At 74.9% G+C, this 26,257-nt stretch carries 20 protein-coding genes and 1 riboswitch; of the genes, 4 read left to right on the forward strand and 16 right to left on the reverse strand.

The features are described 5' to 3' along the window. Positions 1 to 10 precede the first annotated feature (10 nt). Positions 11 to 141, reverse strand: a riboswitch (FMN riboswitch). 415 nt (positions 142 to 556) lie between these two features. Then, positions 557 to 1,753 carry an ROK family transcriptional regulator gene (locus tag ACSU6Z_RS04120; RefSeq protein ID WP_437042949.1) on the reverse strand — a complete coding sequence of 399 codons (1,197 nt, stop codon included), beginning with the start codon at positions 1,751 to 1,753 and terminating at the stop codon, positions 557 to 559. A gap of 122 nt (positions 1,754 to 1,875) precedes the next feature. On the opposite strand from ACSU6Z_RS04120, the gene ACSU6Z_RS04125 reads away from it, so the two are divergent. Both ACSU6Z_RS04125 and ACSU6Z_RS04130 read left to right on the forward strand, forming a co-directional pair. Continuing rightward, the gene (locus ACSU6Z_RS04125) at positions 1,876 to 3,087 is read left to right on the forward strand and encodes an MFS transporter (protein ID WP_437042951.1); all 1,212 of its coding nucleotides are present in this window, start codon (positions 1,876 to 1,878) and stop codon (positions 3,085 to 3,087) included. A 241-nt stretch (positions 3,088 to 3,328) separates the two neighbouring features. Continuing rightward, positions 3,329 to 4,792, forward strand: coding sequence for a uracil-xanthine permease family protein (locus ACSU6Z_RS04130; protein ID WP_437042953.1), 1,464 nt, complete (start codon positions 3,329 to 3,331; stop codon positions 4,790 to 4,792). Here ACSU6Z_RS04130 and ACSU6Z_RS04135 read toward each other — a convergent pair. After that, positions 4,774 to 5,922: a glycoside hydrolase family 6 protein gene (locus ACSU6Z_RS04135; protein ID WP_437050171.1), complete on the reverse strand. Its 1,149-nt coding sequence runs from the start codon at positions 5,920 to 5,922 to the stop codon at positions 4,774 to 4,776. The two genes, ACSU6Z_RS04130 and ACSU6Z_RS04135, sit on opposite strands and share 19 nt — an antisense overlap. Positions 5,923 to 6,097: 175 nt before the next feature. Here ACSU6Z_RS04135 and ACSU6Z_RS04140 point away from each other — a divergent pair, with 175 nt between their 5' ends. Then, positions 6,098 to 6,793, forward strand: coding sequence for a DUF5995 family protein (locus ACSU6Z_RS04140; RefSeq protein ID WP_437042955.1), 696 nt, complete (start codon positions 6,098 to 6,100; stop codon positions 6,791 to 6,793). A gap of 297 nt (positions 6,794 to 7,090) precedes the next feature. Here ACSU6Z_RS04140 and ACSU6Z_RS04145 read toward each other — a convergent pair whose 3' ends face one another. The 11 genes from ACSU6Z_RS04145 to fmt form a co-directional block, all read right to left on the reverse strand. Next, entirely contained in the window at positions 7,091 to 8,803 is a 1,713-nt protein-coding gene (locus tag ACSU6Z_RS04145; RefSeq protein ID WP_437042957.1) for a flavin monoamine oxidase family protein, read from the reverse strand. A gap of 57 nt (positions 8,804 to 8,860) precedes the next feature. Then, entirely contained in the window at positions 8,861 to 9,649 is a 789-nt protein-coding gene (locus ACSU6Z_RS04150; RefSeq protein WP_437042958.1) for a carbon-nitrogen hydrolase family protein, read from the reverse strand. A 432-nt stretch (positions 9,650 to 10,081) separates the two neighbouring features. After that, entirely contained in the window at positions 10,082 to 11,302 is a 1,221-nt protein-coding gene (locus tag ACSU6Z_RS04155; RefSeq protein WP_437042960.1) for an MFS transporter, read from the reverse strand. Positions 11,303 to 11,468: 166 nt separating this feature from the next. Beyond that, positions 11,469 to 11,921, reverse strand: a complete 453-nt coding sequence (locus ACSU6Z_RS04160) for an Lrp/AsnC family transcriptional regulator (protein WP_437042961.1) — start codon at positions 11,919 to 11,921, stop codon at positions 11,469 to 11,471. A gap of 10 nt (positions 11,922 to 11,931) precedes the next feature. After that, a complete protein-coding gene (locus tag ACSU6Z_RS04165; protein WP_437042963.1) occupies positions 11,932 to 13,401 on the reverse strand; it encodes an amino acid permease in 1,470 nt (489 codons plus the stop codon). A 466-nt stretch (positions 13,402 to 13,867) separates the two neighbouring features. Continuing rightward, positions 13,868 to 15,310 carry a GuaB1 family IMP dehydrogenase-related protein gene (locus tag ACSU6Z_RS04170; RefSeq protein ID WP_437042965.1) on the reverse strand — a complete coding sequence of 481 codons (1,443 nt, stop codon included), beginning with the start codon at positions 15,308 to 15,310 and terminating at the stop codon, positions 13,868 to 13,870. A 157-nt stretch (positions 15,311 to 15,467) separates the two neighbouring features. Next, positions 15,468 to 15,788 (reverse strand): barstar family protein, encoded by a 321-nt coding sequence (locus tag ACSU6Z_RS04175; RefSeq protein ID WP_437042967.1) that lies wholly within the window; start codon positions 15,786 to 15,788, stop codon positions 15,468 to 15,470. Positions 15,789 to 15,954: 166 nt separating this feature from the next. Beyond that, positions 15,955 to 16,998, reverse strand: coding sequence for a sugar-binding transcriptional regulator (locus ACSU6Z_RS04180; protein ID WP_437042969.1), 1,044 nt, complete (start codon positions 16,996 to 16,998; stop codon positions 15,955 to 15,957). A gap of 78 nt (positions 16,999 to 17,076) precedes the next feature. Further along, positions 17,077 to 17,763 carry a ribulose-phosphate 3-epimerase gene (rpe, locus tag ACSU6Z_RS04185; RefSeq protein ID WP_437042970.1) on the reverse strand — a complete coding sequence of 229 codons (687 nt, stop codon included), beginning with the start codon at positions 17,761 to 17,763 and terminating at the stop codon, positions 17,077 to 17,079. Between the two features lie 123 nt (positions 17,764 to 17,886). Beyond that, positions 17,887 to 19,305: an RsmB/NOP family class I SAM-dependent RNA methyltransferase gene (locus ACSU6Z_RS04190; RefSeq protein WP_437042971.1), complete on the reverse strand. Its 1,419-nt coding sequence runs from the start codon at positions 19,303 to 19,305 to the stop codon at positions 17,887 to 17,889. 108 nt (positions 19,306 to 19,413) lie between these two features. Then, positions 19,414 to 20,346, reverse strand: coding sequence for a methionyl-tRNA formyltransferase (gene fmt, locus ACSU6Z_RS04195; RefSeq protein ID WP_437042973.1), 933 nt, complete (start codon positions 20,344 to 20,346; stop codon positions 19,414 to 19,416). 330 nt (positions 20,347 to 20,676) lie between these two features. On the opposite strand from fmt, the gene ACSU6Z_RS04200 reads away from it, so the two are divergent. Beyond that, positions 20,677 to 21,213 carry a hypothetical protein gene (locus ACSU6Z_RS04200; protein WP_437042975.1) on the forward strand — a complete coding sequence of 179 codons (537 nt, stop codon included), beginning with the start codon at positions 20,677 to 20,679 and terminating at the stop codon, positions 21,211 to 21,213. Positions 21,214 to 21,274: 61 nt separating this feature from the next. Here the strand turns inward: ACSU6Z_RS04200 and ACSU6Z_RS04205 are convergent, their stop codons facing one another. From ACSU6Z_RS04205 to coaBC, 3 genes are all read right to left on the reverse strand, one after another. Continuing rightward, entirely contained in the window at positions 21,275 to 23,425 is a 2,151-nt protein-coding gene (locus ACSU6Z_RS04205) for a primosomal protein N' (protein ID WP_437042977.1), read from the reverse strand. A 113-nt stretch (positions 23,426 to 23,538) separates the two neighbouring features. Next, complete coding sequence (metK, locus tag ACSU6Z_RS04210) at positions 23,539 to 24,747, reverse strand: methionine adenosyltransferase (RefSeq protein WP_437042979.1); 1,209 nt, start codon at positions 24,745 to 24,747, stop codon at positions 23,539 to 23,541. A gap of 235 nt (positions 24,748 to 24,982) precedes the next feature. Further along, a complete protein-coding gene (gene coaBC, locus ACSU6Z_RS04215) occupies positions 24,983 to 26,185 on the reverse strand; it encodes a bifunctional phosphopantothenoylcysteine decarboxylase/phosphopantothenate--cysteine ligase CoaBC (protein WP_437042980.1) in 1,203 nt (400 codons plus the stop codon). Positions 26,186 to 26,257: the final 72 nt, after the last annotated feature.

Raw genomic sequence — 26,257 nt, forward strand, 5'->3', positions numbered from 1 at the left:
TGCCCGCTCGCCGCGCACTGCCTCCCATCCGGACTTTAACCGTCGGTCCAGGAATTTCACCTGGTCAACCGGTCGCTGGAGGCGACCGGGTCGCGGACTGTAACCGCCGGTTCGGACTTTCACCGACCCCGGAGTGCGCTGCTTCTGGTACAGGGCCAGTGTGCCACGCCCGATCGGCGTCCATGCGGGGGACGGGTGTGCAGTGGCTCACAGAGCCCGGCGGGGCGACGCCGCCGGGCCCGGCTCCAACTCTCCCCCGCCCCGGCCCTCTTGCCACCGGACCGCGCCTGCCGGCGCCGCGGACCGGCCCTTCCCGGGGTCCGCGCGCCTTCCGCGGGGAGGGACCGGCCGCGCACGCCGCCGGCCCTTCCGGCAAGGCGCCCCGGCCGGCCGTGCGCGCCCGCCGTCGCTTCGCGCGGGCGCGGGAGCGGGCGCAGGCGTGGGTGCGGCGAAGTCCACTGCGCCGCCGGGGCCGGACGCCGGCGGGAAGGCGTTGCGCGCGGCGCCGGACTGCCACCCGTCCGGCGCACGACGCTCGGCCCGACCGCCCCGCGCCCTACCGCCGCGGCGGCGCGAAGAGGTCGTCCTGGGCCCGGTCCCGGGCGGTGAGCAGCGCCCCGCGCAGCACGGCGCCGCCGCCCAGGGCGCTCGGCCGTACGCGGGTGGGCAGCGGTGACATGCGGGCGAGGCGGTCCTGGACGCGGGCGGCGAGCGCGTCGCCGCCCGCCCGGCCGATCTCGCCGGCCAGCACCACGCAGCCGGGGTCCAGGAGGGAGACGGCGGCGGCCGCGCCGAGGGCGACCCGGTCGGCGAGGGCGTCCAGGAAGCGCGCGGCGGCCGGTTCCGGGGCCTTCGCGCCCGCCGCCCGCCGCACCAGCGCCGCCGCCCGCGGCTCGTGCGCGGCGGCCGCCGGCGCCGCGAGCCCGTGCTCCGCCGCCAGTTCGACGACCGCGCACGCCCCGGCGAGGGAGTGGAAGCCGCCGTCGCAGTCGGTGGCCGACGGCAGGCCCGCCGTGCCCGGCACCGGCAGGAACCCGATCTCGCCCGCACCGCCGGAGGCGCCCCGGCGCAGGGTGCCGTCCAGGACGACGGCGGCGCCGACGCCCAGGCCGAGCCAGAGCAGCACGAACGTGTCCCGGTCCCGGGCGGCCCCCTCGCGCTGTTCGGCGACGGCGGCGAGGTTGGTCTCGTTCTCGACGCTGACGCGCGCCTCGGGGAACCGCTCCTGGAGGGCGGCCACCAGGCGGCGGTGCCAGGCGGGCAGGCCGGTGGAGTCGCGGAGTTCGCCGTCGGCGGGGTCGATGAGGCCGGGCGCTCCGATGCCGACGGTGTGCAGCCGTCCGGTCCCCGCCTCCTCGGCCACGCGCTCGACCAGACCGACCGCCTGCTCGACGGCGGGACCGGTTCCCGTGCCGTCGCCGATCGGCGCGGACGCCTCGGCGAGCACCCGGCCGAGCAGGTCGGAGACGAGCACGGAGACGCCCTCGGTGCGCACGTCGAGCGCGGCCAGGTGCGCCCGGCCGGCGACGATGCCGTACAGCTTCGCGTTCGGTCCCCGGCGCTGCTCGCCGGACTCCCCGACCACCGCGATCAGGCCGGAGGCGGTGAGGCGCTCGACGAGGTCGGCGACGGTGGGCCGGGACAGGCCGGTCAGCTGCTTCAGCTGCCCCGCCGTCAACGGGCCCTCCTGCTGGAGCAGGCGCAGGGCGAGCCGGTCGTTGATGGCCCGGGCGGTGCTCGGGGATGCGGGCATGCCGGGATCCTCCCAGATCGGCGGGGGCGCGGAGCGTGCGCCCCGCGCCCCTATCTATCAGGCAGGGTTCCTGATAGTTTACGCGGCGCAGTGGGGAGCGGACGCACCGGAGGGGCCCCGGAATGAGTGCAGTGGTCTACGGCCGGCGGGACGTGAGGCGGGCCCGGTACGCGGTGGCGGCCGTGTTCGCGGTGCACGGCGCGGTCACCGGCTCGTTCGCGACGCGCGTGCCGTGGATCCAGGACCACGCCGGGGTCGGTGCCGGACAGCTGGGACTCGCGCTGGCCTTCCCGGCGCTCGGCGCCTCCGTCGCGATGCCGCTCGCCGGCGGCATCACCCACCGCTTCGGCGCCCGGGGCGCCCTGCGCGGCCTGATGGCGCTGTGGACGCTGTCGCTGGTCCTGCCCTCCCTCGCCCCGAACCTCCTCGCCCTCTGCCTGGCCCTGTTCGCGTACGGCGCCACGGCGGGCATGGCGGACGTGGCGATGAACGCGCTCGGCGTCGAGGTGGAGAACCGCCTCGGCAAGTCGATCATGTCCGGGCTGCACGGCATGTGGAGTGCGGGCGCCCTGGTCGGCTCGGCGGCCGGCACCCTCGCCGCCCACCTGGGCGTGGACGCCCGCCTGCACCACCTCCTGGCCGCCGCCGCCTTGACCGTGCTGGGCGTGGCCGCCTGCGCCTGGGTGCTGGACCTCCAGCCCGCCGAGGACGAGGACCCGCCGCCCAGGTTCGCCCTGCCGCCGCGCTCGGCGCTGCTGATCGGCGCGGTCGGTTTCTGCGCCGTGTTCGCCGAGGGCGCGAGCCTGGACTGGTCGGCGGTCTACCTGGAGGACCAGCTCAGGACGTCGGCCGGGCTCGCCGCCGCGTGCACCACGGGCTTCACCCTCACCATGGCCGTGGCCCGGATCGCCGGCGACAAGGTGGTCGACCGGTTCGGGGCCGTGCGCACGGTCCGGACCGGGGGCGTGCTCGCCGTCTGCGGCGGACTGCTCATCGTCCTCGCGGGCCATCCGGCGGTGGCGATGGGCGGGTTCGCCCTGGTGGGCCTCGGCATCGCGGTGGTCGTACCGCTCTGCTTCGCGGCGGCGGGCCGCAGCGGGCCCAACCCCAGCCAGGCCATCGCGGGCGTGGCGACCATCACGTACACCTCGGGGCTGGTCGCGCCGAGCGCGATCGGCACGCTGGCCCAGGCGACCAGCCTGGTGGTGTCGTTCGCCCTGGTGACCGCGTTGTCCTGCGGCCTCGCGGCGTTCGCGGGGGTGCTGCGGGCGGGCGACCGCGACCGCCCGAAGGCCGCCCGGCCGGACGCGGCGGTTCCCGGCCCGCGGCCCTGAGGCCCTCGCTCCACGGCGCCGTGCGCGGCGTCCAGCCGCACCGGCACCCGGGTGCCGTGGGCGCAGGTGACGTGCGCCGTCCGCCGACGCCCGTGCGACGACGTGCGGCCGACGGCGTACGGCCGGGGGCGTGGGTCCGGGCGGCGCCCTCACCCCAAGCAGCCGCTCAGGTGTGCGAAGCACGCCCCGCGAGCCCTGACAATGGGACCGGATCTGCACAAACGACGAAAGCGACACCCCCATGGATCTCGGCGTCCGCTGGAAACTGCACGGCGACGGACGCACGCCCGCGCCCGGAGCGGTGGTCCGCCCCGACGAACGGCTCTCCTGGCCGCGCACGGCCGGGCTGGGCGCCCAGCACGTGGTGGCGATGTTCGGGGCGTCCTTCGTCGCCCCGGTCCTGATGGGCCTGGACCCCAACCTGGCGATCATGATGTCGGGCGTCGCGACCGTCGTCTTCCTGCTCGCCACGCGCGGCCGGGTGCCCAGCTACCTGGGCTGTTCGCTCTCCTTCGTGGGTGTCGCCGCGGTGATCCGCGCGCAGGGCGGCAGCAGCGCCACGGTCACCGGCGCGGTCCTCGTCGTCGCCGCGGCGCTGTTCCTGGTGGGGCTGGCCGTGCAGCGGTTCGGGGCGCGGATCATCCATGCCGCGATGCCGCCGATCGTCACCGGCGCGGTCGTCATGCTGATCGGCTTCAACCTCGCGCCGGTCACCGCCACCACCTACTGGCCGCAGGACCAGTGGACCGCCCTGCTGGTGATGCTGTTCACCGGTCTGGCCGTGGTCTGCCTGCGGGGTTTCTGGTCCCGCATCGCGATCTTCCTCGGCCTGGTGTTCGGGTACGGCATCTCCTGGGTCTTCGACCGGGTCTTCGGCCGCATCCACTCGGTCGACGGCAGCGGCCAGGTCACCGACCACTGGCGGCTGGACTTCTCCGCCGTCGGCCGGGCCGACTGGATCGGCCTGCCCTCCTTCCACGGGCCGGCCTTCCAGTGGTCGGCGATCCTGGTCGCCCTGCCCGTGGTGATCGCGCTGGTCGCCGAGAACGCCGGACACGTCAAGGCGGTCGGCGAGATGACCGGCGACCCGCTCGACGACAAGCTCGGCACGGCGATCTCCGCCGACGGCGTCGGCTCGATGCTGTCCACCGCGGTCGGCGGCCCGCCCACCACCACCTACTCCGAGAACATCGGCGTGATGGCCGCGACCCGCGTCTACTCGACCGCCGCGTACTGGGCCGCCGCCGGCTTCGCCCTGCTGTTCGGCCTGTGCCCGAAGTTCGGCGCGGTCGTCGCCGCGATCCCGGGTGCCGTCCTCGGCGGCATCACCGTCATCCTGTACGGCATGATCGGCCTGCTCGGTGCGCAGATCTGGATCAACGCCAAGGTCGACCTGCGCAACCCGCTGAACCTGGTCCCGGCCGCCGCGGGCATCATCATCGGCGTCGGCAACGTCAGCCTGAAGTTCACCGACACCTTCTCCCTCAGCGGCATCGCGCTGGGCACCCTCGTCGTCATCACCGGCTACCACGCGCTGCGCGCCTTCGCCCCCGCGCACCTCAAGACGCAGGAGCCGCTGCTGGACGAGGGGACGTCCTCGTACGACGCGGAGGCCGACGCGGAGGCCGACGCGGAAACCGGCGCGCAGGCCGGCACGCGGACCGGCCCGGAGACCGGCGGCGGCTCTCAGCGCGCCAAGTCGTAGGCGTACGACGCCGTGAACGTCCCCGGCTTTCCCCGGCACCCGTCGGACTCCCCCGGCAGCTTCACCCACAGGTAGGCGTCGATCCGGTCCTCCCCGGTGCTCAGGGTCGGGGTGCGGCCCAGCCGGCGGCCGTCCGGGTCGCACCACCGGCCGTCGGCCGGAGCGCCGTTGCCGTTGCGGCTGGTGTCGACGACGGCGCCCAGGCTCCCCGGCCCGCCGAGGGCGTCGAGGACCGCCCGGTCGTAGGCGATCTCGTCGGCCGTGGTGTGGAAGTTGGAGACGTTGCTGAAGACGCCGTCGGAGGAGGCGGGCGAGGCGGCCCCGGCCCGCCGGAGCCACCCGGCCTGCCTGGCGGGCGCGTGCCAGCCGGAGTGCCCGGCGTCGTAGTAGACCCGCGCGCGCGGGTTGGCCTCCTTCAGGACCCGGCCGGCACGGGCCAGGGAGGCGAAGCGGCCGGCGCGCTCGGCGCCGGAGAGGCAGTGGGCCTGCGCGACCGAGTCGGGTTCCAGGATCACGATGACCTCGCCGGAGCCCAGCCCGGCGGCGAAGCGGTCGATCCAGTCGTCGTAGGCGGCGAGGTCGGGGGCCCCGCCCCGGGAGTGCCCGCCGCAGTCGCGGCCGGGTACCGCGTACGGCACGAGGACCGGGACCCGGCCCTGCGCGGCCCCGCCCGAGGTGACCTCGCGGACCCGGGCCGTGATGGTGTCCGGGGTGAAGTCGGCGAACCACACGGCCGCCGGATGGCCGGCTATGCGGGACGCGATGACCGGCCGGCGCGGGTCGTCGGGGTGGGCCCGTACCCAGTCGAGCACCCGGGAGTGCGGGTGGCGGTAGAGCCGGGGGCCGGCCGCGGTGGCCCGCCGCTCGTCCGCCGTCCGCGTCGGTGAGGGGGCCAAAGCCGTTTCCGTCCGCCGCCGGGCCGTGGGAGACGGCGGGGCGGACCTCGCCGTGGCCGTCGTGGCCGTCTGGGACGGCACGGGCGGCCGGGGCGACTCGGCGGGCGGCGGCTGCGGACGCGGAGCCTGCGTCACCCGGGGCCGGGCCTCGTCCGCGGCGCGGTCCCCGCCCAGCGCGGACATCATCCCGGCCGCGGTGCCGACCGCGACGACGACCGAGGCCGCCGCGACCATCGCGCTGCGGCGGGCGACCCGCCTGCGCGCGGCCCGGCGCGCGGCGAGCCGCCGGGTACGGAGCCCGGACACGGTGGAGTCCCCCCTTCCCCTGCGCGGCGGCCGTGTCCCCCGTTCCGGGGAAGCATCCGGACCGCCGGCACCCCGGCCAGACTAAAGCTGCCACGCTGCCCCCATGGCGCACTGCGAGCAAGTCATCTCCGCCGCCGGCACGGTGGACACCGTCGTCTCCCGAATGCGCTCCCTCGGCGCGGCCCTGCCGGCGCGGGACGGGGTCGCGGTCTTCAACCGTGTCTACCTCGCCGTCACCGAGGCGGTCGACCGGCACATCGACGCCGGGGGCTTCCCCGACGCCCGCGCCGCGATCGCCCTGGATGTGCGGTTCGCCGAGCGGTATCTGACCGCCGTGGAGGCGGCCGCGGCCGCTCGCCGCCCGCCGGCCTGCTGGCGGCCCCTGCTCCAGTTCCGCCGCCATCCCGGCGTACGCCCGCTGCAGTTCGCGCTCGCGGGCGTCAATGCGCACGTCGGGCACGACCTGGCGCTCGCCGTGGTGGACACCTGCCGTACGCTCGGCTGCGAACCCGTCGACCTGGAGGACGAGTTCGACCGCGTGGGCGACCTCCTCGTGTCGCTGGAGGAGCGCATCCGCGAAGATCTGATGCCGGGCCCCGACCTCCTCCAGATCGCCGACCCGCTCACGCATCTGCTCGGCGCGTGGAGCCTGGAGCGGGCCCGCGACGCCGCCTGGACGGCGGCCCGGACGCTGTGGGCGCTGCGCCGGCTGCCGGACGTGGCCGGGGAGTTCACCGAGCGGCTGGACACCGCGGTGGGTTTCGCGGGACGCATGCTGCTCACACCGCTGCCCGGCTGATCCCGCCCGTCGCCGTCACCCAGGCAACTCCCCTGTGAACACGACCCGTTGGAGCATCCGGCACCGGCGCCGGAGGAACACACGGGTACGGCACCCGGCTCGGACCCGGCCCTTCGCGGATGCGCCGGTACGGCCGCGGCAAGGACGCCCCCGATGCGGGGCGCCGGCTCCCGCGGTGGCGCGCGCCGCGGGAACCGGCGGCCGAGCGCGGCCGGACCGGGCCGGCCGGCCCGGTGCCGCGGGCCGACGCGCGGTACCGGGCCGAGGCGTACGGCGGCGGGGAACGCCGTCCGGGGCTCAGTCCTCGGGGAGCTCGACGGGCGCGATCTCGTCGTACACGTCACCGGGCCCGGGATTGGCCGGGTCCGTCTCCCCGCCGAAGTGGTGCATGACGCCCCAGACGGCGTTCAGCGCGGTCTGCACCGCGCCCTCGGCCCAGCCGGCCGTCCAGGAGATGTCGTCGCCGGCGAGGAAGATGCCCCGCTTGTCCTCGGGCAGCCGGTCCTGCATGAAGTGGGTGAACAGGCGCCGCTGGTAGCGGTAGTGGCCGGGCAGGTTGGCCTTGAACGCGCCCATGAAGTAGGGCTCGTTCTCCCAGGAGACGGTCACCGGGTTGCCGATGATGTGCTTCCTGATGTCGACCTTCGGGTAGATCTCGCCGAGCGACTTCAGCATGACCTCCATCCGCTCGTTCGCGGACAGCGGCAGCCACTTCAGGCTGTCGTCGCACCAGGTGTACGACAGGCAGATCACGGCCGGTTCGTCCGGGCCGTTGTCGAGCAGGTAGGTGCCGCGGGTCATGCGGTCGGTGAGCGTCATCGACATGACGTCCCGGCCGGTCGGGTTCCCCTGGTCGTCGACGGCCTCGTCCAGCCAGAACGGCCGGTCGACGGGCACGAAGAGCTTGCTGGACTCCATGTAGTGGGTGCGCTCGATGGCGGTCCAGTGGTCGATCGGGAAGAGCGAGTCGTCGCACTGGATCTTGGAGAGCAGCATCCAGGACTGGGCGGTGAAGACGGCCGCCCGGTAGGTGCGGATGTCGCCGCGCGCGTCCGTCACGGTGATGTGGTTGCCGGCGGTGCGGTCGAGGCGGGTGACGGCCGGGCGGGGCTCGCCGTTCGCGTGCAGGGACTTCAGCGAGGTGCCGTACGGCCAGTGGACGATCTTCTCCGGCTCGCGCTCCCACAGGCGCAGCGGCAGCTGCTGGGAACCGCCGACGATGCCGCGGTGGTGGTCGTCGGCCTCGGTGTAGACGACCCGCAGGATCTCCAGGATGGAGTTGGGGAAGTCGGTGTCCCAGCCGCCGGTGCCGAAGCCGACCTGACCGAAGATCTCGCGGTGCCGGAAGGACTTGAACGCCTCCGACTCGCAGAGGAAGCCGTAGAAGGTCTGGTTGTCCAGCTTCTCCACCAGCTTGGACCAGATCTCGCGGATGCGCGGCACGTCCCGCTCGCGCAGGGCGCGGTTCATGCCGGAGAAGTCCGCGCCCTCCTCCAGGCACCTGTTCCAGGCGTCGGCGACGTCCCGGTAGACCTGCGGCAGGTCGTCGAGGGTCTTGGCGTAGTGGGTCTCGCCCTTGAGGTCGACGACCGTCGAGGGGGTGCACTCGGCGAGGGGGTTGGGGAACGGCCTGGTCTCCAGGCCGACCAGGTCGATGTAGTGCTGCAGGGCCGTGGAGGACGGCGGGAAGCGCATCGCGCCCATCTCGGCGGTCAGCGAGGGGTCGCAGCCCTCGAAGCCGACCGTGCGCAGCCGGCCGCCGATCCGGTCGGCCTCGTAGACGACGGGCTTGAGGCCCATCTTCATGAGCTCGTAGGCGGCGACGATGCCGGACAGGCCGCCGCCGATGACCGCCACCTCGGTGCCGTGCTCGGTGGCGGGGATCTGGCCCAGGCCCGCCGGGTGGGCGAGGAAGTCGTCGTAGGCGTAGGGGAAGTCCGGGCCGAACATGGTGATCGGCGGCTGCTGCTCGTCGGCGTGCTCGACGGCGTTGGGCACCGTGGACGTCATGGGGTACGGACTCCTTGCGGGAAAACCGGGGGGAGGGGAACGGAGGAGGGGGGTGGCTCAGACGAGGGAGCCGTAGAGACCCGGGCGGCGGTCCCGCAGGTACGGGTTGGCCTCGCGGGAGGCGGCGAGGAAGTCGGGGTCCGCGTCGGCGAGGACCAGTTCCTCGGCGCGGCCGGCCCGGGTGCGGGCGATGCCGTCGGGTCCGGCGAGGGTGGAGAGGCCGACGAACTCGAACTCGCCCTCCGCGCCGGTCCGGTTGACGTACGCGACGTACATCTGGTTCTCGAAGGCGCGCACCGGGACCAGGTGCTCGGCGACGAACTGGAACGGGTGCATCTGGGCCGTCGGCACCAGCAGCAGGTCGGTGCCCGCCAGGGCGTGGGCCCGGACGTTCTCCGGGAACTCCACGTCGTAGCAGATCATCAGGCCGATCCGCAGGCCGCCCAGCTCGGCCTGGACCACCGGCTGCTCGCCCGGCGTGAAGTGGTCGCGCTCGAAGCAGCCGAAGAGGTGGGTCTTGCGGTAGTTGGCCAGGCGGGTGCCGTCGGCGGAGATCAGCTGGGCGGAGTTGTAGACCGTCCCGCCCTCCCGCTCGGGGTAGCCGTAGGCGATCGCGAGGCCGTGGCGGGTGGCGATCTCCGCGACCGCGTCGGCGGCGTCACCGTCGGCGGGCTCGGCGAGCCGGGCGATGCCGTCGCCGATCGCGTACCCGGTCAGGAACATCTCCGGAGTGGCGAGCAGCCCGGCGCCCGAGGCGGCGGCGCGGCCCGCGGCCTCGTCGAGGACCTTGAGGTTCTCGGCGGTGGAGCCGGGTCGTCCGGAGCTCTGGAGCAGGGCGGTGCGCATGCGTGTTCCTCACCGGGTGGGCGGGGGTCGGGGGGCCAGATAGACGGTACGGTCGGCGGGTTCGGCCGGACAAGGAGGAGCCGTTGCGCTCCGGTGAGCGGAACGTTGCGTCCGCCGCCGCCCCCGCGGCGATTCGTTGCGCCGGGCCGAAGGCCGGTCTTTCCGGGGCGCGGGCGCCCCGACCCCGCCGGACGGCCGGGGCGGGGTCCCGTCCCGGGTGTGAGGGGGCGGGGGCGCCGCGTCGGACCGGCGGTGTCCGTCCGCCTCACCCGCGCGGGGAGCCGCCTGCCCCGTCGTGCGAGGACCGCCGCGCCCGGCGCCCGGGGCAGGCGCGCGGGGCAGGCGCGCGGACGTCACGGCGCGCGGCGCCGGGCGCCGTGACCGCTGCGGCCGCAGCCGGGACGGGACCGGCGGCCCGCCCCGCCCCGGGCGTCACGAGGGCGCCGAGTCCCGGGGCCGGGCGGCCGGTGAACGGGTCCGGGCCGCGCCCGCCGCCAGCACCGCGGCCGTCACCAGGTAGGGCACCGCCGACCACGCGAACGCGGTGCCGTGCCCGGCCGCCGTGCCGGCCGCCGCGTACGCGCCGAAGGCGGTGATCGTGGCCAGTTCGGTGCCCAGGCCCGCGACCGAGGTCAGGGTCGCGCGGCCGGTGGCGTCGATGCGCCGTTGGAGGCGGGCGTCGGCCACCACGGTCACCAGCTGGAATCCGCCGAAGGCGAGCGCGACGAGCAGCAGACCCGCCGGTGTGCCCGCCGCACCGCCCGCGGCCAGGGCCGACGCGGCGACCGCCAGCAGGGCGGCGAACCCGCCCGTGCCCAGGCGCTCGGCGGCGCCCGCCAGCAGGCCGCCGGCCATGGCACCGGCCCAGATCACCAGGAGCAGCCGGGGGACGGTCTCCGGCGCCACGCCGGTCTCGCGGACCAGCAGCGGGGTGTACTCGTCCAGCGCGCCCCATACGGCGGACACGGCCGGGACCAGCAGCAGGGCGCCGCGCACCGACCGGTCGGCGCGGGCCTCGGCGAGTCCGGCGCGCAGGGCGCCCCTCCAGCCGCCGCTGCCGGCGGCCGGCCGGCGGTGCTCCGGGAACCGGGTCGCCGTGGCCGCCGTCAGCAGGCAGACCAGCACGCTCGCCGCGCCGACGGCCGCGTAGCCGCCTTGGGCCAGGACCGGGCCGGCGAGACCCATCGCCGCCACCGCGGCCACCAGCCCGGCCGTGCGGGCGCGGCCCATGACCCGGGCGTACCGGTCGGCGGCGCCGAGCCGGTCCAGTTCGTCGTACACCAGCGCCTGCAGCGCGCCGGAGCCGAGCGCTCCGCCCGCGCCCCACAGGACGAAGCCGAGCGCGAACGTGCCGTAGGACGGCACGAGCACCCACAGGGCGAAGCCGGCGGCGGTGAGCAGCGGGTCGAGCCACAGCAGCCGGCGCCGGGAGACGGCGTCGGCCCAGGCGCCGGAGGGGACCTCCAGCAGGACGTTGGCGGCGGACCACAGGGCGAAGAGGGAGGAGATCTGCCAGACCGACAGGCCGGTGTCGGCGAACAGCAGCGCGTACACCGGGTACAACAGGACCAGTTCGTCCAGGAACGCATAGCCGTACAGCGTGGTCGTCAGCCGGCGGACGGCGGCGGGCACACGCGCGGGTGAATGGGTCATGGGGCCTTCCCGGGAGACGGTACGGACACCTGTGGTCGCGGTGTCCGAGGCGGTCCCCGGGAGGCGTGCCGATGGGATCAATGTCGCCGGGTCATGACATCGATGCTAGAACGGCCGGGCGGATCGCCGCAGCGGATCGGGCGGGACCGGCCGCCGGCCTCGCGCGCTACGCGGGCGACCCCGACGAGTAGCGGCGCAGCAGCGGCGACAGCACCAGGACGGACTTGGTCCGCTCCACGAACGGCTCCCCGGCGATCCGCTCCAGGACCCGTTCGAAGTGCCGCATGTCGGAGGCGAAGACCTGGGCGACCGCGTCCGCGTCCCCGGTGACGGTGGAGGCGGCCACGACCTCCTGGTAGCGCTCCAGGCCCCGCTGGATGGTCTCCGGCGAGGTGTTGCGGCGGCAGTAGATCTCGACGAACCCCTCGGTCTCCCAGCCGAGGGCGGAGGGGTCGACCCGGACGGTGAAGCCGGTGATGGCGCCGGTGGCGCGCAGCCGGTCCACGCGCCGTTTCACGGCGGGCGCGGACAGGCCGACCAACTGCCCGATGTCCGCGTAGGAGCGGCGGGCGTCCTCGGCGAGGGCGTGCACGATGCGTTCGTCGAGATCGTTCAGCACTGCGGGTGGTTCACTTCGCTTCCGGTGATGCCAGTCGGGAACGGCGGTGGCCGTACCCGAAGTAGAACACGAGCCCGACGGCCATCCAGACACCGAAGACCGCCCAGGTGACGGCGGACAGGCTGCCCATCATCCACACGCAGAAGGCGAAGCCGAGCGCCGGCAGCACCGGGGAGAGCGGCACGCGGAAGGTGCGCGGCATGTCCGGGCGGGTCCGGCGCAGCACCACGACGGCCACGTTGACCAGGGCGAACGCGAACAGGGTGCCGATGCTGGTGGCGTCGGCGAGCTGCCCGAGCGGGACCGCGGCGGCCAGGACGCCGCAGAAGAGGGAGACGATCAGGGTGTTGGCGCGGGGCGTGCCGGTCCTCGGGTGGACCTTGGAGAACACCTTGGGCACGAGTCCGTCGCGGGACATGGCGAACAGCACGCGGGTCTGGCCGTACAGCACGGTCAGCACGACGCTGGCGATGGCGATGACGGCGCCGAAGGCGAGCAGGGTGCCCCAGAAGGTCTGCCCGGTCACCTCGTTCATGATCTGGGCGAGCGCGGCCTCGGTGCCGTCGAACGCCTTCCAGGGCTTGGCGCCGATGGCGACTGCGGCGACGAGGACGTACAGCGCCGTGACGATGACCAGCGACAGCATGATGGCGCGGGGCAGGTCGCGCTGGGCGTTCCTGGCCTCCTCACCGGCGGTGGAGGCGGCGTCGAAGCCGATGTACGAGAAGAACAGCGTCGCCCCGGCCGCGCTGACGCCGGCCATGCCGAGCGGCATGAAGTTCTCGTAGTTGCCGGAGCGGAAGCCCATCAGGCCGACGGCGCAGAACAGCACCAGCGCGGCGATCTTGACGACGACCATGACGGTGTTGGCGCGGGCGGACTCGCGGGCACCGCCCAGCAGGAACGCCATCGCGAGCAGGACGACGATCAGCGCCGGCAGGTTGAAGAGGCCGCCGTCGCCGGGCGGCGCGGACAGCGCGGCCGGGATGGTCACGCCGATCGTCCCGTCGAGCAGTTCGTTGAGGTACTCGCCCCAGCCGACGGCGACCGCCGCGACCGACACGCCGTACTCCAGGACCAGGCACCAGCCGCAGACCCAGGCGACCAGCTCGCCCATCGTCGCGTACGCGTACGAGTACGAGGAGCCGGCGACCGGGATGCTGCCCGCCAGCTCGGCGTAGGACAGGGCGGAGAAGAGCGCCGTGAAACCGGCGATGACGAAGGAGAGGGTGACCGCCGGCCCGGCCTTGGGGACGGCTTCGCCGAGGACGACGAAGATGCCGGTGCCGAGGGTGGCACCAATGCTGATCATGGTCAGCTGCCACAGGCCGAGGGAGCGGCGCAGGGTGCCTCCCTCGCCCTGGCCGCCCTCCGCGACCAGGCGTTCCACGGGCTTGCGACGCATCAGGCGCGCTGCTGCCCCCGGGGAGGAGGGGGCCGTCTGAGAGCGAGGGGGCGGGGGTGCGCCATGGTCGAGCACGCGCTGACTCCTTTGTCGCTGCCGGTCCCGCCGGTTTCGAGCGGCGGGTGGGTGCCGAGGCAGCGGGGGCCGACGGAGCCCCGGCGAAGACCGGGACCCATCGAGCGGGGTCCCCGCCACGCCACGTACAGCGCAGAACACTACGAGGGCGGGGGTCGCCCCGGTAATGCAGCAACCTTGCGCGTCTTCGCACGATCGTTGCGTTCACCGGGCCCGGGCGTGCGTTCGTTGCGCGAAGGCTGCCGACCGTTGCGCGACGCCGCTGGTCAGCGCCGCTCCGGCTCCCCCGCCGGCATCCGCGCCCCGGCGGTGTCCGCCGCGTCGGAGCCGGCCCCGCGAGCGGTGGGCCGGCGGCGGCGCGGCGGCCGGCGGGGTCCATGCCGGCGGTGGCGGGCGCCGGGCACGCCGACGGCCCCCGGTTCCCACCGGGGGCCGTAAGGTCCCGCCGACCGCGGTCGCGAGGGGGTCAGTTCCAGCTGGCGTGCAGCGGCTTGCCCTCGGCGTAGCCGGCGGCGCTCTGGACGCCGACGATGGCCTTCTCGGCGAACTCCTCCAGGGAGGCGGCACCGGCGTAGGTGCAGGAGGAGCGGACGCCCGCGATGATCGAGTCGATCAGGTCCTCGACGCCCGGGCGGGCCGGGTCGAGGAACATGCGGGAGGTGGAGATGCCCTCCTCGAACAGCGCCTTGCGGGCGCGGTCGTACGCCGACTCCTCCGAGGTGCGGTTGCGCACCGCGCGCGCGGAGGCCATGCCGAAGGACTCCTTGTACAGCCGGCCGTTCGCGTCCTCGTGGAGGTCGCCCGGCGACTCGTAGGTGCCCGCGAACCAGGAGCCGATCATCACGTTGGACGCGCCGGCCGCGAGGGCCATGGCCACGTCGCGCGGGTGGCGGACGCCGCCGTCGGCCCACACGTGCTTGCCGTACTTCCTGGCCTCCGCGGCGCACTCCAGGACCGCGGAGAACTGCGGCCGGCCGACGCCGGTCATCATCCGGGTGGTGCACATGGCGCCGGGGCCCACACCGACCTTGACGATGTCGGCGCCCGCCTCGATCAGGTCGCGCACGCCCTCGGCGGCGACGACGTTGCCCGCGACGATCGGGACCTGCGGGTCGAGGTCGCGCACCAGCTTCAGGGCGCTGATCATCGACTCCTGGTGGCCGTGCGCGGTGTCGATGACGAGGGTGTCCACGCCCGCGTCCAGCAGCTGCTGGGCCTTGCCCGCCACGTCGCCGTTGATGCCGACGGCCGCGGCGATGCGCAGGCGGCCCCGGGCGTCGGTGGCCGGTGTGTACAGCGTGGCGCGCAGGGCGCCCTTGCGGGTCAGGATGCCGGCGAGCCGGCCCTCGGAGTCCACGGCGGGCGCGTAGCGGCGGTTGGCGGCGTCGAGGGTGTTGAACGCCTCGCGCGGGTCCATGGCCGCGTCGATCAGCAGCAGGTCGCGGGACATGACCGCTTCGAGCTGGGTGAAGCGGTCGACGCCGGACAGGTCGGTGTCGGTGACCACGCCGACCGGCTTGTGGTCCCCGTCGACGACGACACCGGCGTTGTGCGCCCGCTTGGGCAGCAGCGAGAGGGCGTCGGCGACCGTCTGGTGCGGGGCCAGCACGATCGGCGTGTCGAGGACGAGGTGGCGGCTCTTCACCCAGGAGACGACGTCGGTGACGACGTCGATCGGGATGTCCTGCGGGATGACGACCAGGCCGCCGCGCCGGGCCACGGTCTCGGCCATGCGGCGCCCCGCGATGGCGGTCATGTTGGCGACGACGAGCGGGATGGTGGTGCCCGTGCCGTCCGGAGAGCTGAGGTCAACACCCTGCCGCGAGCCGACCGCGGAGCGGCTCGGCACCATGAAGACGTCGTCGTACGTCAGGTCGTACGGGGGCTGGATGTCATTGAGGAAACGCACGTGCTGCACATCCCGGTGGTTCAGAGGTGGCCCCCGGACAGGTCAGCCAGGGGGAAAGAGCACGTACTTCATTCTCTCACGAGGGACGACCCGCAGATTCCCGGCGGATCGCCCGAACCGGTCGGCGCCCCTTTTGGAGAAACCACCGAGACCGGCGTCACCCGAGCGACACGAAGAGCCCCGCGGCACGGTCCGTCGCCTCCGCGAAGACCTCCTCGGCGACCTCCCACTCCTCCGGCCGCGCCCGCGCGTACTGCCCCCAGCCCCGCACGACGACCAGCAGTCCCCGCTCCACGGCCTGTTCGGGCCACAGGGAGTGGTCGGCCAGGACGTCGGCGAGGGCGTCCCAGTTGCGGCCGAACCACTCGGGCAGGTCCAGGGCGCGGGCGCAGCGGTCCATCAGGCCGGCCTTGTCCGTGACCCCGTCGAGGTCGATCGTGACCACGATCCGGCCCGCCGGGTCCTGTGCCTGCGTCATCTCGTTACCGCCTTGGGAGTCGTGGGGATCGTCGGTGTGGTGTGCCGCACAGGCCCCGGTGGGCCGACGGAGCGGGCGCGGCAGCCCCCGGGGGCGGGGGGACCCGTGGACGCACCGCGGCGGCATGCCGTCGGCGCTGCCGCGGTGCGCCCCGCGCGGCCTTCCGTCACGCCCCGTCCGGGTCGGCCCGGTTCAGCGCCGGCCGCGGCGTCGTCCCGGCCGTCAGCAGGTAGTCCGCGGCCGAGGTGTCCGTCACCAGGCTGGTGACCAGCCCGGAGCGCAGCACCGCGTCGATGGCCGCCGCCTTGCGCTGCCCGCCCGCGATCGCGACGACCTCCGGGATACGCCGCAGCTGGTCGGCCTTGACCGTGATGCACCGCTCCCCCAGGTCCCGTCCGACCCGGCGCCCCTCGGCGTCGAAGAGGTGCGCGGACATCTCTGCGGCGACGCCGAGCGAGGCGTAGTGCGCGCGCTCCTCGTCGCTGAGCATGTCGTGCACCGTGGAAATGCCCGGTTCCCAGGAGCCGATGGAGACGCAGGCGACCGTGACCTTGTCGAAGTACTCGAAGGCCCGGGCGATCCCGGTCTGGTGGCGCAGTGCCTGCGCGGTGGCCGCGTCCGGCAGCAGCATCGGCGCGTAGATGGGGTGGGCGTCACCGCCGGACACCTGGGCGGCGCGGCGCACGGCCTCCACCGAGCCGCGCTCGGCGGTCCCGGCGTCGTACACGCCCGTCAGCTGGACCACCGTGCACGGCGGCAGCCGGTCCAGCGCCGCCGCCATGTGGATGGTGGACCGGCCCCAGGCCAGGCCCAGCACGTCGCCCTCGTCGACGAGTTCGCCGAGCAGGTCGGCGGCGACTTCACCGAGGTTCTCGGGGTCGGGCGTCTCCTCGGCGTCGGCCGGGGACTCGACCACGACGGCGTGCCGGAGCCCGTAGCGGGCGCGGAGCGCGTCGGAGCGCTCCGCGTCCAGCTCGGCCGGCACGCGGATCTCGATGCGTACGAGGTCCCGTTCGAGGGCGGTCTCCAGGACCCGGGCCACCTTGAAGCGGCTGACGCCGAACTCCTCGGCGATCTGGATCTTGGATTTGCCCTCGAGGTAGAAGCGGCGGGCCATGGCCGCCGCCTGCACCAGCTCAGCGGGTCCCATCCGCATGGCTGACCGGCCCGCCGACATACCCGACACGGCGATCTCCTCACTGCTGTTCACACTCTGGATTCGCCGTTCATCCTCGCAGATCCGGCGCGGTTGATCAGCCCTGCTGAAAGCCGTTCACGTTCTGGATGCTCAGTGGTCGCACGCCCAGGACGCCCTGGCGGTCGCCGCCTCGGCCCTGGCGCGCAGGGCGCGGACCGCCTCGGCCGGGTCGTCGGCCCCGTAGACGGCCGAACCCGCGACGAAGACGTCGGCGCCCGCGTCGGCGCACCGCTCGATGGTGGAGGCCGAGACGCCCCCGTCGACCTGGAGCCACAGCTGGAGGCCGTGCTTGTCGACGAGCTGCCGGGTGCGCCGGATCTTCGGCAGCATGATGTCGAGGAACGCCTGCCCGCCGAAGCCGGGCTCGACCGTCATGATCAGCAGCATGTCGAGCTCGGGGAGCAGGTCCTCGTACGGCTCGATCGGCGTGGCGGGCTTGAGCGCCATGGAGGCGCGGGCGCCCTTGGCGCGGATCTCCCGGGCGAGCCGCACCGGGGCGGCGGCGGCCTCGACGTGGAAGGTGACGGAACCGGCGCCCGCCTCCACGTACTGGGGCGCCCACCGGTCCGGCGCCTCGATCATCAGGTGGCAGTCCAGCGGGGTGTCCGTCGCGCGGGCCAGGGACTCCACGACCGGCACGCCGAGCGTGAGGTTGGGGACGAAATGGTTGTCCATGACGTCGACGTGGAGCCAGTCGGCTCCCTCGACCGCCTTCGCCTCGTCCGCGAGGCGGGCGAAGTCGGCGGACAGGATGCTGGGGTTGATCTGCACGGCCATGTCCCAAGCCTGCCATGCCCGGCCCGGAAGGGGCGCGCCGGTCCCGCGGCCCCGGGGGCCGGGCCGTCCGTGTCCGCAGCGCGCGGGACCCCGGGCCGGTACCGGCGCACCCCCCGGCCGGCGTCAGCCGGTCCGCCGCACCAGCGCCATGTACATCGCGTCCGTCCCGTGCAGATGCGGCCACAGCTGCACGTCGGGCCCCTCGCCCAGGTCCGGTACGCCGGGCAGCAGCGGCCGGGCGTCGAGGAGTTCGGCCCCCGGGTGCTGTTTGAGCACGTCGGCGACGACGGCCCGGGTCTCGGCCAGGTGCGGCGAGCAGGTCGCGTAACCGACGACGCCGCCGACCCGCACCGACTCCAGGGCCGTGCGCAGCAGTCCCCGCTGGAGCGGGGCGAAGGAGTCCAGGTCCTCGGGGCGGCGCCGCCACCGCGCCTCGGGCCTGCGGCGCAGGGCGCCCAGTCCGGTGCACGGCACGTCCACCAGGACCCGGTCGAAGGTGCCGGGCCGCCACGCCGGCCGGGTGCCGTCGGCGGCGATCACCTGGTACGGGCCGGGGTTGCCGTCCAGGGCCTTCGCCACGAGCCCCGCCCGGTGCGGCTGCTTCTCGGAGGCGAGCAGCACGGCGCCCCGCTCGGCGGCGAGCGCGCCCAGCAGCGCGGCCTTGCCGCCGGGTCCCGCGCACCCGTCCAGCCAGAACCGGTCGGGGCCCTCCACGGGCGCGCCCGCCAGGGCCAGCGCGACGAGCTGGCTGCCCTCGTCCTGCACACCGGCGCGGCCTTCCCGCACGGCCGGCACGGCCCCGGGCTCGCCGCCCTCGGTCAGCCGCACCGCGTACGGCGACCAGCGCCCCGGTACGGCGGCCTCCTCGTCGAGCAGCTCGCCGGCCGTGGCCCGCCCGGGCCGGGCGACCAGCGTCACCTCGGGCCGCTCGTTGTCGGCGGCCAGCAGCTCCTCGATGCCGGCGCGCCCGCCGCCGAGGGAGTCCCACAGGGCGGAGACGACCCAGCGCGGGTGCGAGTGGACGACGGCGAGGTGCTCCTCGGGGTCCTCGTCGTAGGGCGGCGCGACGCGTGCCAGCCACCCGTCGAGGTCGTCCTGGGCGATCTTGCGCAGCACGGCGTTGACGAACTTGGCCCGCCCGTCGCCGAGCACCACCCGGGCGAGCTCCACGGTGGCGGACACGGCGGCGTGGGTCGGGATCCGCGTCCCCAGGAGCTGGTGCGCGCCGAGGCCCAGCACGTCGAGGACGGGCGGGTCGACCTCCCGCAGCGGCCGGTCGACGCAGGCGGCGATGACGGCGTCGTACGTCCCCTGCCGCCGCAGCGTTCCGTACACCAGCTCGGTCGCCAGGGCCGCGTCCCGGGCGTCGAAGTCGCCCTTCTCCCGCGCCTTGCGCAGCAGGGGAGGCAGGACGAGGTTGGCATAGGCGTCCCGCTCGTCCACGGCCCGCAGCGCCTCGAAGGCGAGGATGCGGACGGGGTCCTTCTGGGGCCGGCGGTAGGGCTTGCCCGGCCTGCGGGGCCGGCGGGGGGTGTCGCTCACGAAGAAGGTGCTCCGGTGATGGGATGACGTGGTGCTTTTCAGCCTACGTCGCCGGAGGCCGGCCCATGGCGGCGCACGGCACCGGGCGACGGCAGCGTGCGGCCCCGGTCAGCCCCCGAGGCCCTCCCCCTCGGCGATCCGCACCCCGCGCGCCCAGTCCGCCGCCTTCATCGGCTTCTTGCCCTGGGCCTGCACCCACAGCAGCTCCACGGCGTGGGAGCCGGTGCCCGCGTACACGTTGTTCTTGCCGACGGACAGCCGCCCCGGGGCGAGGTCCGTGCGGTCCGGGGCGAGGGCGAGCTGGACGAGCTTGAGCCGCTCGCCGCGGAAGGTGGTCCAGGCGCCCGGCGCGGGCGTGCAGCCGCGCACGACCCGGTCGACGCGCAGGGCGGGGGCGTTCCAGTCGACGCGGGCGTCCTCGGCGGTGATCTTGGGGGCGAGGCTGACGCCCTCGGCCGGCTGCGGTACGGCCTCCAGCGTGCCGTCCTCGATGCCGTCCATGGTCGCGGCGAGGAGCCCGGCGCCGGCGAAGGCCAGGCGGGTGAGCAGGTCGCCGCTGGTGTCGGTGGGCCGGACGGTCTCGGTGACGGTGCCGTAGACCGGCCCGGAGTCGAGCCCTTCCTCGATGAGGAAGGTGGACGCGCCGGTGATCTCGTCTCCCGCCATGACGGCGTGCTGCACGGGCGCGGCCCCCCGCCAGGCGGGCAGCAGCGAGAAGTGCAGGTTGACCCAGCCGTGGGCGGGGATGTCGAGAGCGGCCTTGGGCAGCAGGGCGCCGTAGGCGACGACGGGACAGCAGTCGGGCGCGATCTCGCGCAGCCGCTCCAGGAACTCGGGGTCCCGCGGCTTGGCGGGCTTCAGCACCTCGACGCCGGCCTCCTCGGCCCGCTCGGCCACGGGGGACGCGACCAGCCTGCGCCCGCGCCCGGCCGGTGCGTCGGGCCGCGTGACGACGGCGGCCACCTCGTGCCGCCCGGAGGAGAGCAGGGCGTCCAGGGCGGGAACGGCGACCTCGGGGGTACCGGCGAAGACGAGCTTCATGGGTGGGCACGGGCCTCTCGGACGGGGGCGGTTGCGGGCAGCGCACCAGTCTATGGGGCGCGCTCCCCCGCGCCCCTGTCACCCACGACCGGACGGCCCTCGGGGGAGGGGCCCGCTTCCCGCCCGGCCGGAGAGGAGCGGTGCGCGGGCGGGGGAGGAGGCCGGGACCGGGGACCAAGGCGCGCGCCCCCGCCCGGGGGCGTGGGCATATGCCCCCGCGCCCCCACCCCGTGACCCCCGCAGCGCGTCCGCGTTGGTCAAGTAACAGTTGACCCACGCGGGCCGCCTGCGGCCCGCATCCTTTTCAACGCCGGTTCGAGAGGCTTGTTCATGGCCGACCACGCATCCCACGACGCCCAGGCTCGGGCCAGCCTGCACTTGCTGGTGCGCGACATCGAGCGGGTCCGCCGGCAGGTGGACGCGCTGCGCACGCTCACCGCCCAGCTCGGCAACGTCTACCGCCCGCGCCGCTCCGGCCCCTCCACGGGCTTCGTCGTCTACGGACGCGCCCCCGCCCCGACGGTCCGTCTCGCACAGGAGCTGCGGGACAGTGTCGAGGCCCTGGTCACGGCGGCCGTGGACTTCGACCGCTCGCTCGGCTTCTCGTGGGACGCGGTGGGTTCCGCCCTGGGGGTCACCAAGCAGGCGGTGCACCGCCGCTACGGCTCGCGCCGCGCCGCGGCCCAGACGGCCACCGCCGAGGCCGAGCGTACGTCCGACCCGTCGGGCGCCCGCACGGTCACCGTGGGCGCCGCCCTGCCGACGGTCCCTGCGGCCCGCTCCATGCCGGCCCAGCCGACGGCCGGCAGCCCCGCCCTGCGCGACGAGGCCCGGCCGACGGCCTTCCCCGGCCCCCGCAACGGCTGACGCACCCGCTCACCCGCCCTCCCGGCGCACCGGGAGGGCATCGCCCCGCGCACAGGCCCCCTCACCCGATGTCGGGCGGATCGATCCGCACCCGCACCGCTTCGCCGTTCCCCCGCGCCGTCCGCGCCGCCTGAGCGGACTTCAGCGCGCCGGCCAGTGCCGCGCCACTGCCCGGGGGCACCCGGATCAGCGCCCGCTCCCAGCGTTCGCCGGGAGGCGGCGCCCCGGGCCGCCGCGGACGCCCCGCGGCCGTGACGGGCAGCGGAACCGGCCCCAGCACCTCGGCCTCGCGCGGCAGCTCCACCGCGCGGAGGAACTCGGCCACCGCCTCCCCCGTCCCCGAGACGGCCGCCATCCGCGACACCGGCGGGAAGCCCAGCTCGGCGCGTTCGGCCAGCTCCCGCACGGCATGGCCGACGGGGTCCCACCGCACCAGCGCCTGAACCGGCCGCAGGGCCGGTTCGGCGACCACGACGACCGTGCCGCCGTCCGGCTGCGGCCTGACCAGCGCGGCGGCGGCGAGCCATCGGCGCAGCGCGTCCTCCCCCGCCCGCAGGTCGGGCCGTCCGAGCATGGCCCAGCCGTCCAGCAGCAGCGCCGCCGCGTACCCGCCCTCGGCGACGGGCTCGGCGCCCGGCGTGCTCACGACCAGCGCGGGCGTCCCCGGCACCGTGTCGAGCACGTGCTCGCGCCCCGAGGTCCGCACCGGTACGGCGGGAAAGGCGCGCCCCAGTTCCTCGGCGGTCCGCCGCGCCCCCACGACCTGGGCCCGCAGCCGGAACGCACCGCACTGCGGGCAGTGCCAACCGCCCTCCTCGCGCCCGCACCAGCCGCACCGCAGCTCGCTGTGCGACTCCTGCGCCTCCAGCGGCCCCGCGCAGTGCCGGCACCGCGCCGGCTCCCGGCAGGCCGCGCACGCCATCCGCGGCACGTACCCGCGCCGGGGCACCTGCACCAGCACCGGTCCGTGCCGCAGCCCCTCCCTGGCGGCCTGCCAGGCCAGGGTCGGCAGGCGGGCGGCCCGGGCCGCCTCGTCGCGGGCCAGGTCTCCGTCCCCCACGGTCCGTACGAGCGGGGCGGCGGCCCGCACCCGCTCCCGGGCGGCGACGAGCGGCCGGGCCCACCCGCTCTCCACGAGCTGGGCGGCCTCGACGGTGCAGGCGACGCCGCCCAGCAGGAAACCGCACCCGTCGTGGGCGGCCCGCAGCAGCAGCACCTCGCGCGCGTGGGGCTGCGGGGCGTGCGGTTCGCTGTGGCTGTCGTCGCCGTCGTCCCAGAGGGCGACCAGTCCCAGGTCCCGCACCGGGGCGAACATGGCCGCGCGGGTCCCGACGACGGCCCGCACGGAGCCACGCCGCACGGCGAGCCACTGCGCGTACCGCTTCTCGGGCCCGGCGTCGGCGGTCAGCACCGCGTGGTGCCCCCGGCCCAGCAGCGAGGTCAGCGCGGCGTCGACCCGGGCGACCGCCCGCCCGTCCGGCAGCACGGCCAGCGCGCCGCGCCCGGAGGCGAGCGTGGCCGCCATGGTCCGCGCCAGTTCCTCGCTCCACCACGGCCCGGGCAGCGCGTTCCACACGGCGCGCGGTGCGCCGCCCGCGGCCAGGGACTCCAGGAACGCGGCTCCCCGCTCGTACCGGGTCCAGGTCCCCGCCCCGGGCGGGGCGGGCGGCGGGAGCGGCGCGGGCGAGGGCCGCTGCTCGGCCCGCGCGTTGCGCGGCGGCACCGCGAGCTGCAGCACGTCGGCGAGGCTGCCCGCGTACCGGTCGGCGACGGCCCTGGCGAGTCCCAGCAGCTCCTCACCGAGCACCGGCTCCGGCGACACGACCTGGGCGAGCGCGGCCAGCGGGCCGGAGTAGTCGGACTCGGCGCGCCGCTCGACGAGGAACCCGTCGATCAGCCCGCCGCCCTCGCGGCGCCCCTCCCGGACCCGGTGCCGTCCGGCCCCGAACCGCACCCGCACCCGCACGCCCGGCTGCGCGTCCGCGTCCAGTTCCTCGGGCACCGCGTAGTCGAAGTACCGGTCGAGATGGAGCACGCCCTTGTCGACCAGCACCCGCGCGACGGGCAGCTCCTTGGCGAGTGCCGCCCCCCGCCAGGTGCGCGGCTTGGCTCGCGGTGTCCTCGCCCGGCGAACGCTCTCCCGGATGAGCGCGAGCTGCTCGGGCGGCGCACCCCGCGCGTCACCGCCCGCCTGTTCGTTCTCGCTGCTCACGCTTGCATTCTTACCAAAGCCCACCGACAGCCGGAGCCGGGTGGCGGACGCCGGGTACGCGTGGGGCCCGGTGCCCCGAGGGGGACACCGGGCCTCACGTGGTTCCGTACGCCTTACAGCCCCGCGGCCTTGCGCAGCGCGTCGACGCGGTCGGTGCGCTCCCAGGTGAAGTCGGGCAGCTCACGGCCGAAGTGGCCGTAGGCGGCGGTCTGGGCGTAGATCGGGCGGAGCAGGTCGAGGTCGCGGATGATGGCGGCCGGGCGGAGGTCGAAGACCTCGTCGATCGCCTGCTCGATCTTCTCCGGCTCGATCTTGGCGGTGCCGAAGGTCTCCACGAACAGGCCGACCGGCTCCGCCTTGCCGATGGCGTACGCCACCTGGACCTCGCAGCGGGAGGCCAGGCCGGCCGCCACGACGTTCTTGGCGACCCAGCGCATGGCGTAGGCGGCGGAGCGGTCCACCTTGGACGGGTCCTTGCCGGAGAAGGCGCCGCCGCCGTGGCGGGCCATGCCGCCGTAGGTGTCGATGATGATCTTGCGGCCGGTGAGGCCGGCGTCGCCCATCGGGCCGCCGATCTCGAAGCGGCCGGTGGGGTTGACCAGCAGGCGGTAGTTCTCGGTGTCCAGCTTGATGCCGTCGTCCAGGAGCGCCCTCAGCTCCGGCTCCACGACGAACTCGCGGATGTCGGGAGCGAGGAGGGAGTCCAGGTCGATGTCGCTCGCGTGCTGGGAGGAGACGACGACCGTGTCGAGGCGGACGGCCTTGTCGCCGTCGTACTCGATGGTGACCTGGGTCTTGCCGTCCGGGCGCAGGTAGGGGATCGTGCCGTTCTTGCGCACGTCCGACAGGCGCTTGGACAGGCGGTGGGCGAGGAAGACCGGCAGCGGCATCAGCGTCGGCGTCTCGTCCGTGGCGTAGCCGAACATCAGGCCCTGGTCGCCGGCGCCCTGCTTGTCCAGCTCGTCGTCGTCGCCCTCGACGCGGGCCTCGTAGGCGGCGTCGACACCCTGCGCGATGTCCGGCGACTGCGCGCCGATGGAGACCGAGACACCGCAGGAGGCGCCGTCGAAGCCCTTCTTGGAGGAGTCGTAGCCGATCTCCAGGATCTTGCCGCGGACCAGCGTCGGGATGTCCGCGTAGGCCTTGGTCGTGACCTCGCCGGCCACGTGCACCAGGCCGGTGGTGATCAGGGTTTCGACGGCGACCCGGGAGGTCGGGTCCTCGCGCAGAAGCGCGTCGAGAATGGTGTCGCTGATCTGGTCAGCGATCTTGTCGGGGTGGCCCTCGGTCACGGACTCCGAGGTGAACAGGCGACGGGACACAACGCTCCCTGGGGTTGCAGCGGCTGCTGGCTGATCATGGTTGGACGACGCGGGGAGCTGCACCCGGCGACGTCCTTGAACAGTTTATCGGTCGCACTCGGCCGCGGGCCCACCTGTCTCGTCTCTCGGGAGCGCTGTGACCTGCGGCACGGGCATTGTGCCCAATGCCGTGCTCCCTGGCCAGGGCCGCCACGCGCGGATGAGTGGAATCCGGATGGCCGTGCGGGCCGGGCGGTCAGGCCAGCCGGTCGGCCACGAGGTCCCAGACGGTGTCGGCCAGGTCCTCCTTCGGGCCGTGCGGGACGGAGGTCTCGCTGCCGTCGGCGCCGAGTACGACGGCCTCGTTCTCCTCGGCGCCGAAGGTCTTGCCCTCCCCCACCTCGTTGACCACGAGGAGGTCGCAGCCCTTGCGCTTCAGCTTGGCCCGGCCGTTGGCCAGGACGTCGTCCGTCTCGGCGGCGAAACCGACGATCACCTGGCCGGGGCGGGTCCGGTCGGCGGAGATCTCCGCGAGGATGTCCGGGTTGCGCACCAGGGCGACGGGCTCGGGGTCCCGGTCGTCCTTCTTCTTGATCTTCCCGGCCGCGTAGGCCGCCGGGCGGAAGTCCGCGACCGCCGCGGCCATGACCACCGCGTCGGCGTCGGCCGCCGCGCGCAGCACGGCCTCCCGCAGCTCCACGGCCGTGCCCACCCGGACGACGTCCACGCCCGCCGGGTCCGGCAGCGCGGTGTTGGCCGCGATCAGCGTGACACGGGCGCCGCGCGCGGCGGCCGTACGGGCGAGGGCGTAGCCCTGCTTGCCCGAGGAGCGGTTGCCGAGGAAGCGGACCGGGTCGAGGGGCTCGCGGGTGCCGCCGGCGCTGACGACGACGTGCCGGCCGGCCAGGTCCGGCCCGGTCGCACCCCGGGCCAGCACCCGGCGGCAGACCTCGAAGATCTCGGCCGGGTCGGGGAACCGCCCCTTGCCGGTGTCGGCGCCGGTGAGGCGGCCGACGGCGGGCTCGACGACGACGGCGCCGCGACGGCGCAGCGTCGCCACGTTCTCCTGGGTGGCCGGGTGCTCCCACATCTCCGTGTGCATGGCGGGCGCGAAGACGACCGGGCAGCGGGCGGTGAGGAGGGTGTTGGTGAGGAGGTCGTCGGCGAGGCCGTGGGCGGCCTTGGCGAGCATGTCCGCGGTGGCCGGGGCGACGACGACCAGGTCGGCGTGCTGCCCGATCCGCACGTGCGGCACCTGGTGGACGTCGTCCCACACCTCGGTGGAGACGGGGTGGCCGGACAGGGCGGACCAGGTGGCCGCTCCGACGAAGTGCAGCGCGGAGGCGGTGGGGACGACCCGGACGTCGTGCCCCGACTCCGTCAGTCTGCGCAGCAGCTCGCACGCCTTGTAGGCGGCGATGCCGCCGCTGACCCCCAGGACGACCTTCGGCTTGTCCACCGTCTCTCCCCGCTCTCCCCGGATCCGGCTCCGGTTCCGGATCTCGGAACCGCACAGTCCCATGACACACCA

This window comes from Streptomyces sp. enrichment culture, from assembly GCF_964273145.1.
GTDB lineage: Bacteria > Actinomycetota > Actinomycetes > Streptomycetales > Streptomycetaceae > Streptomyces.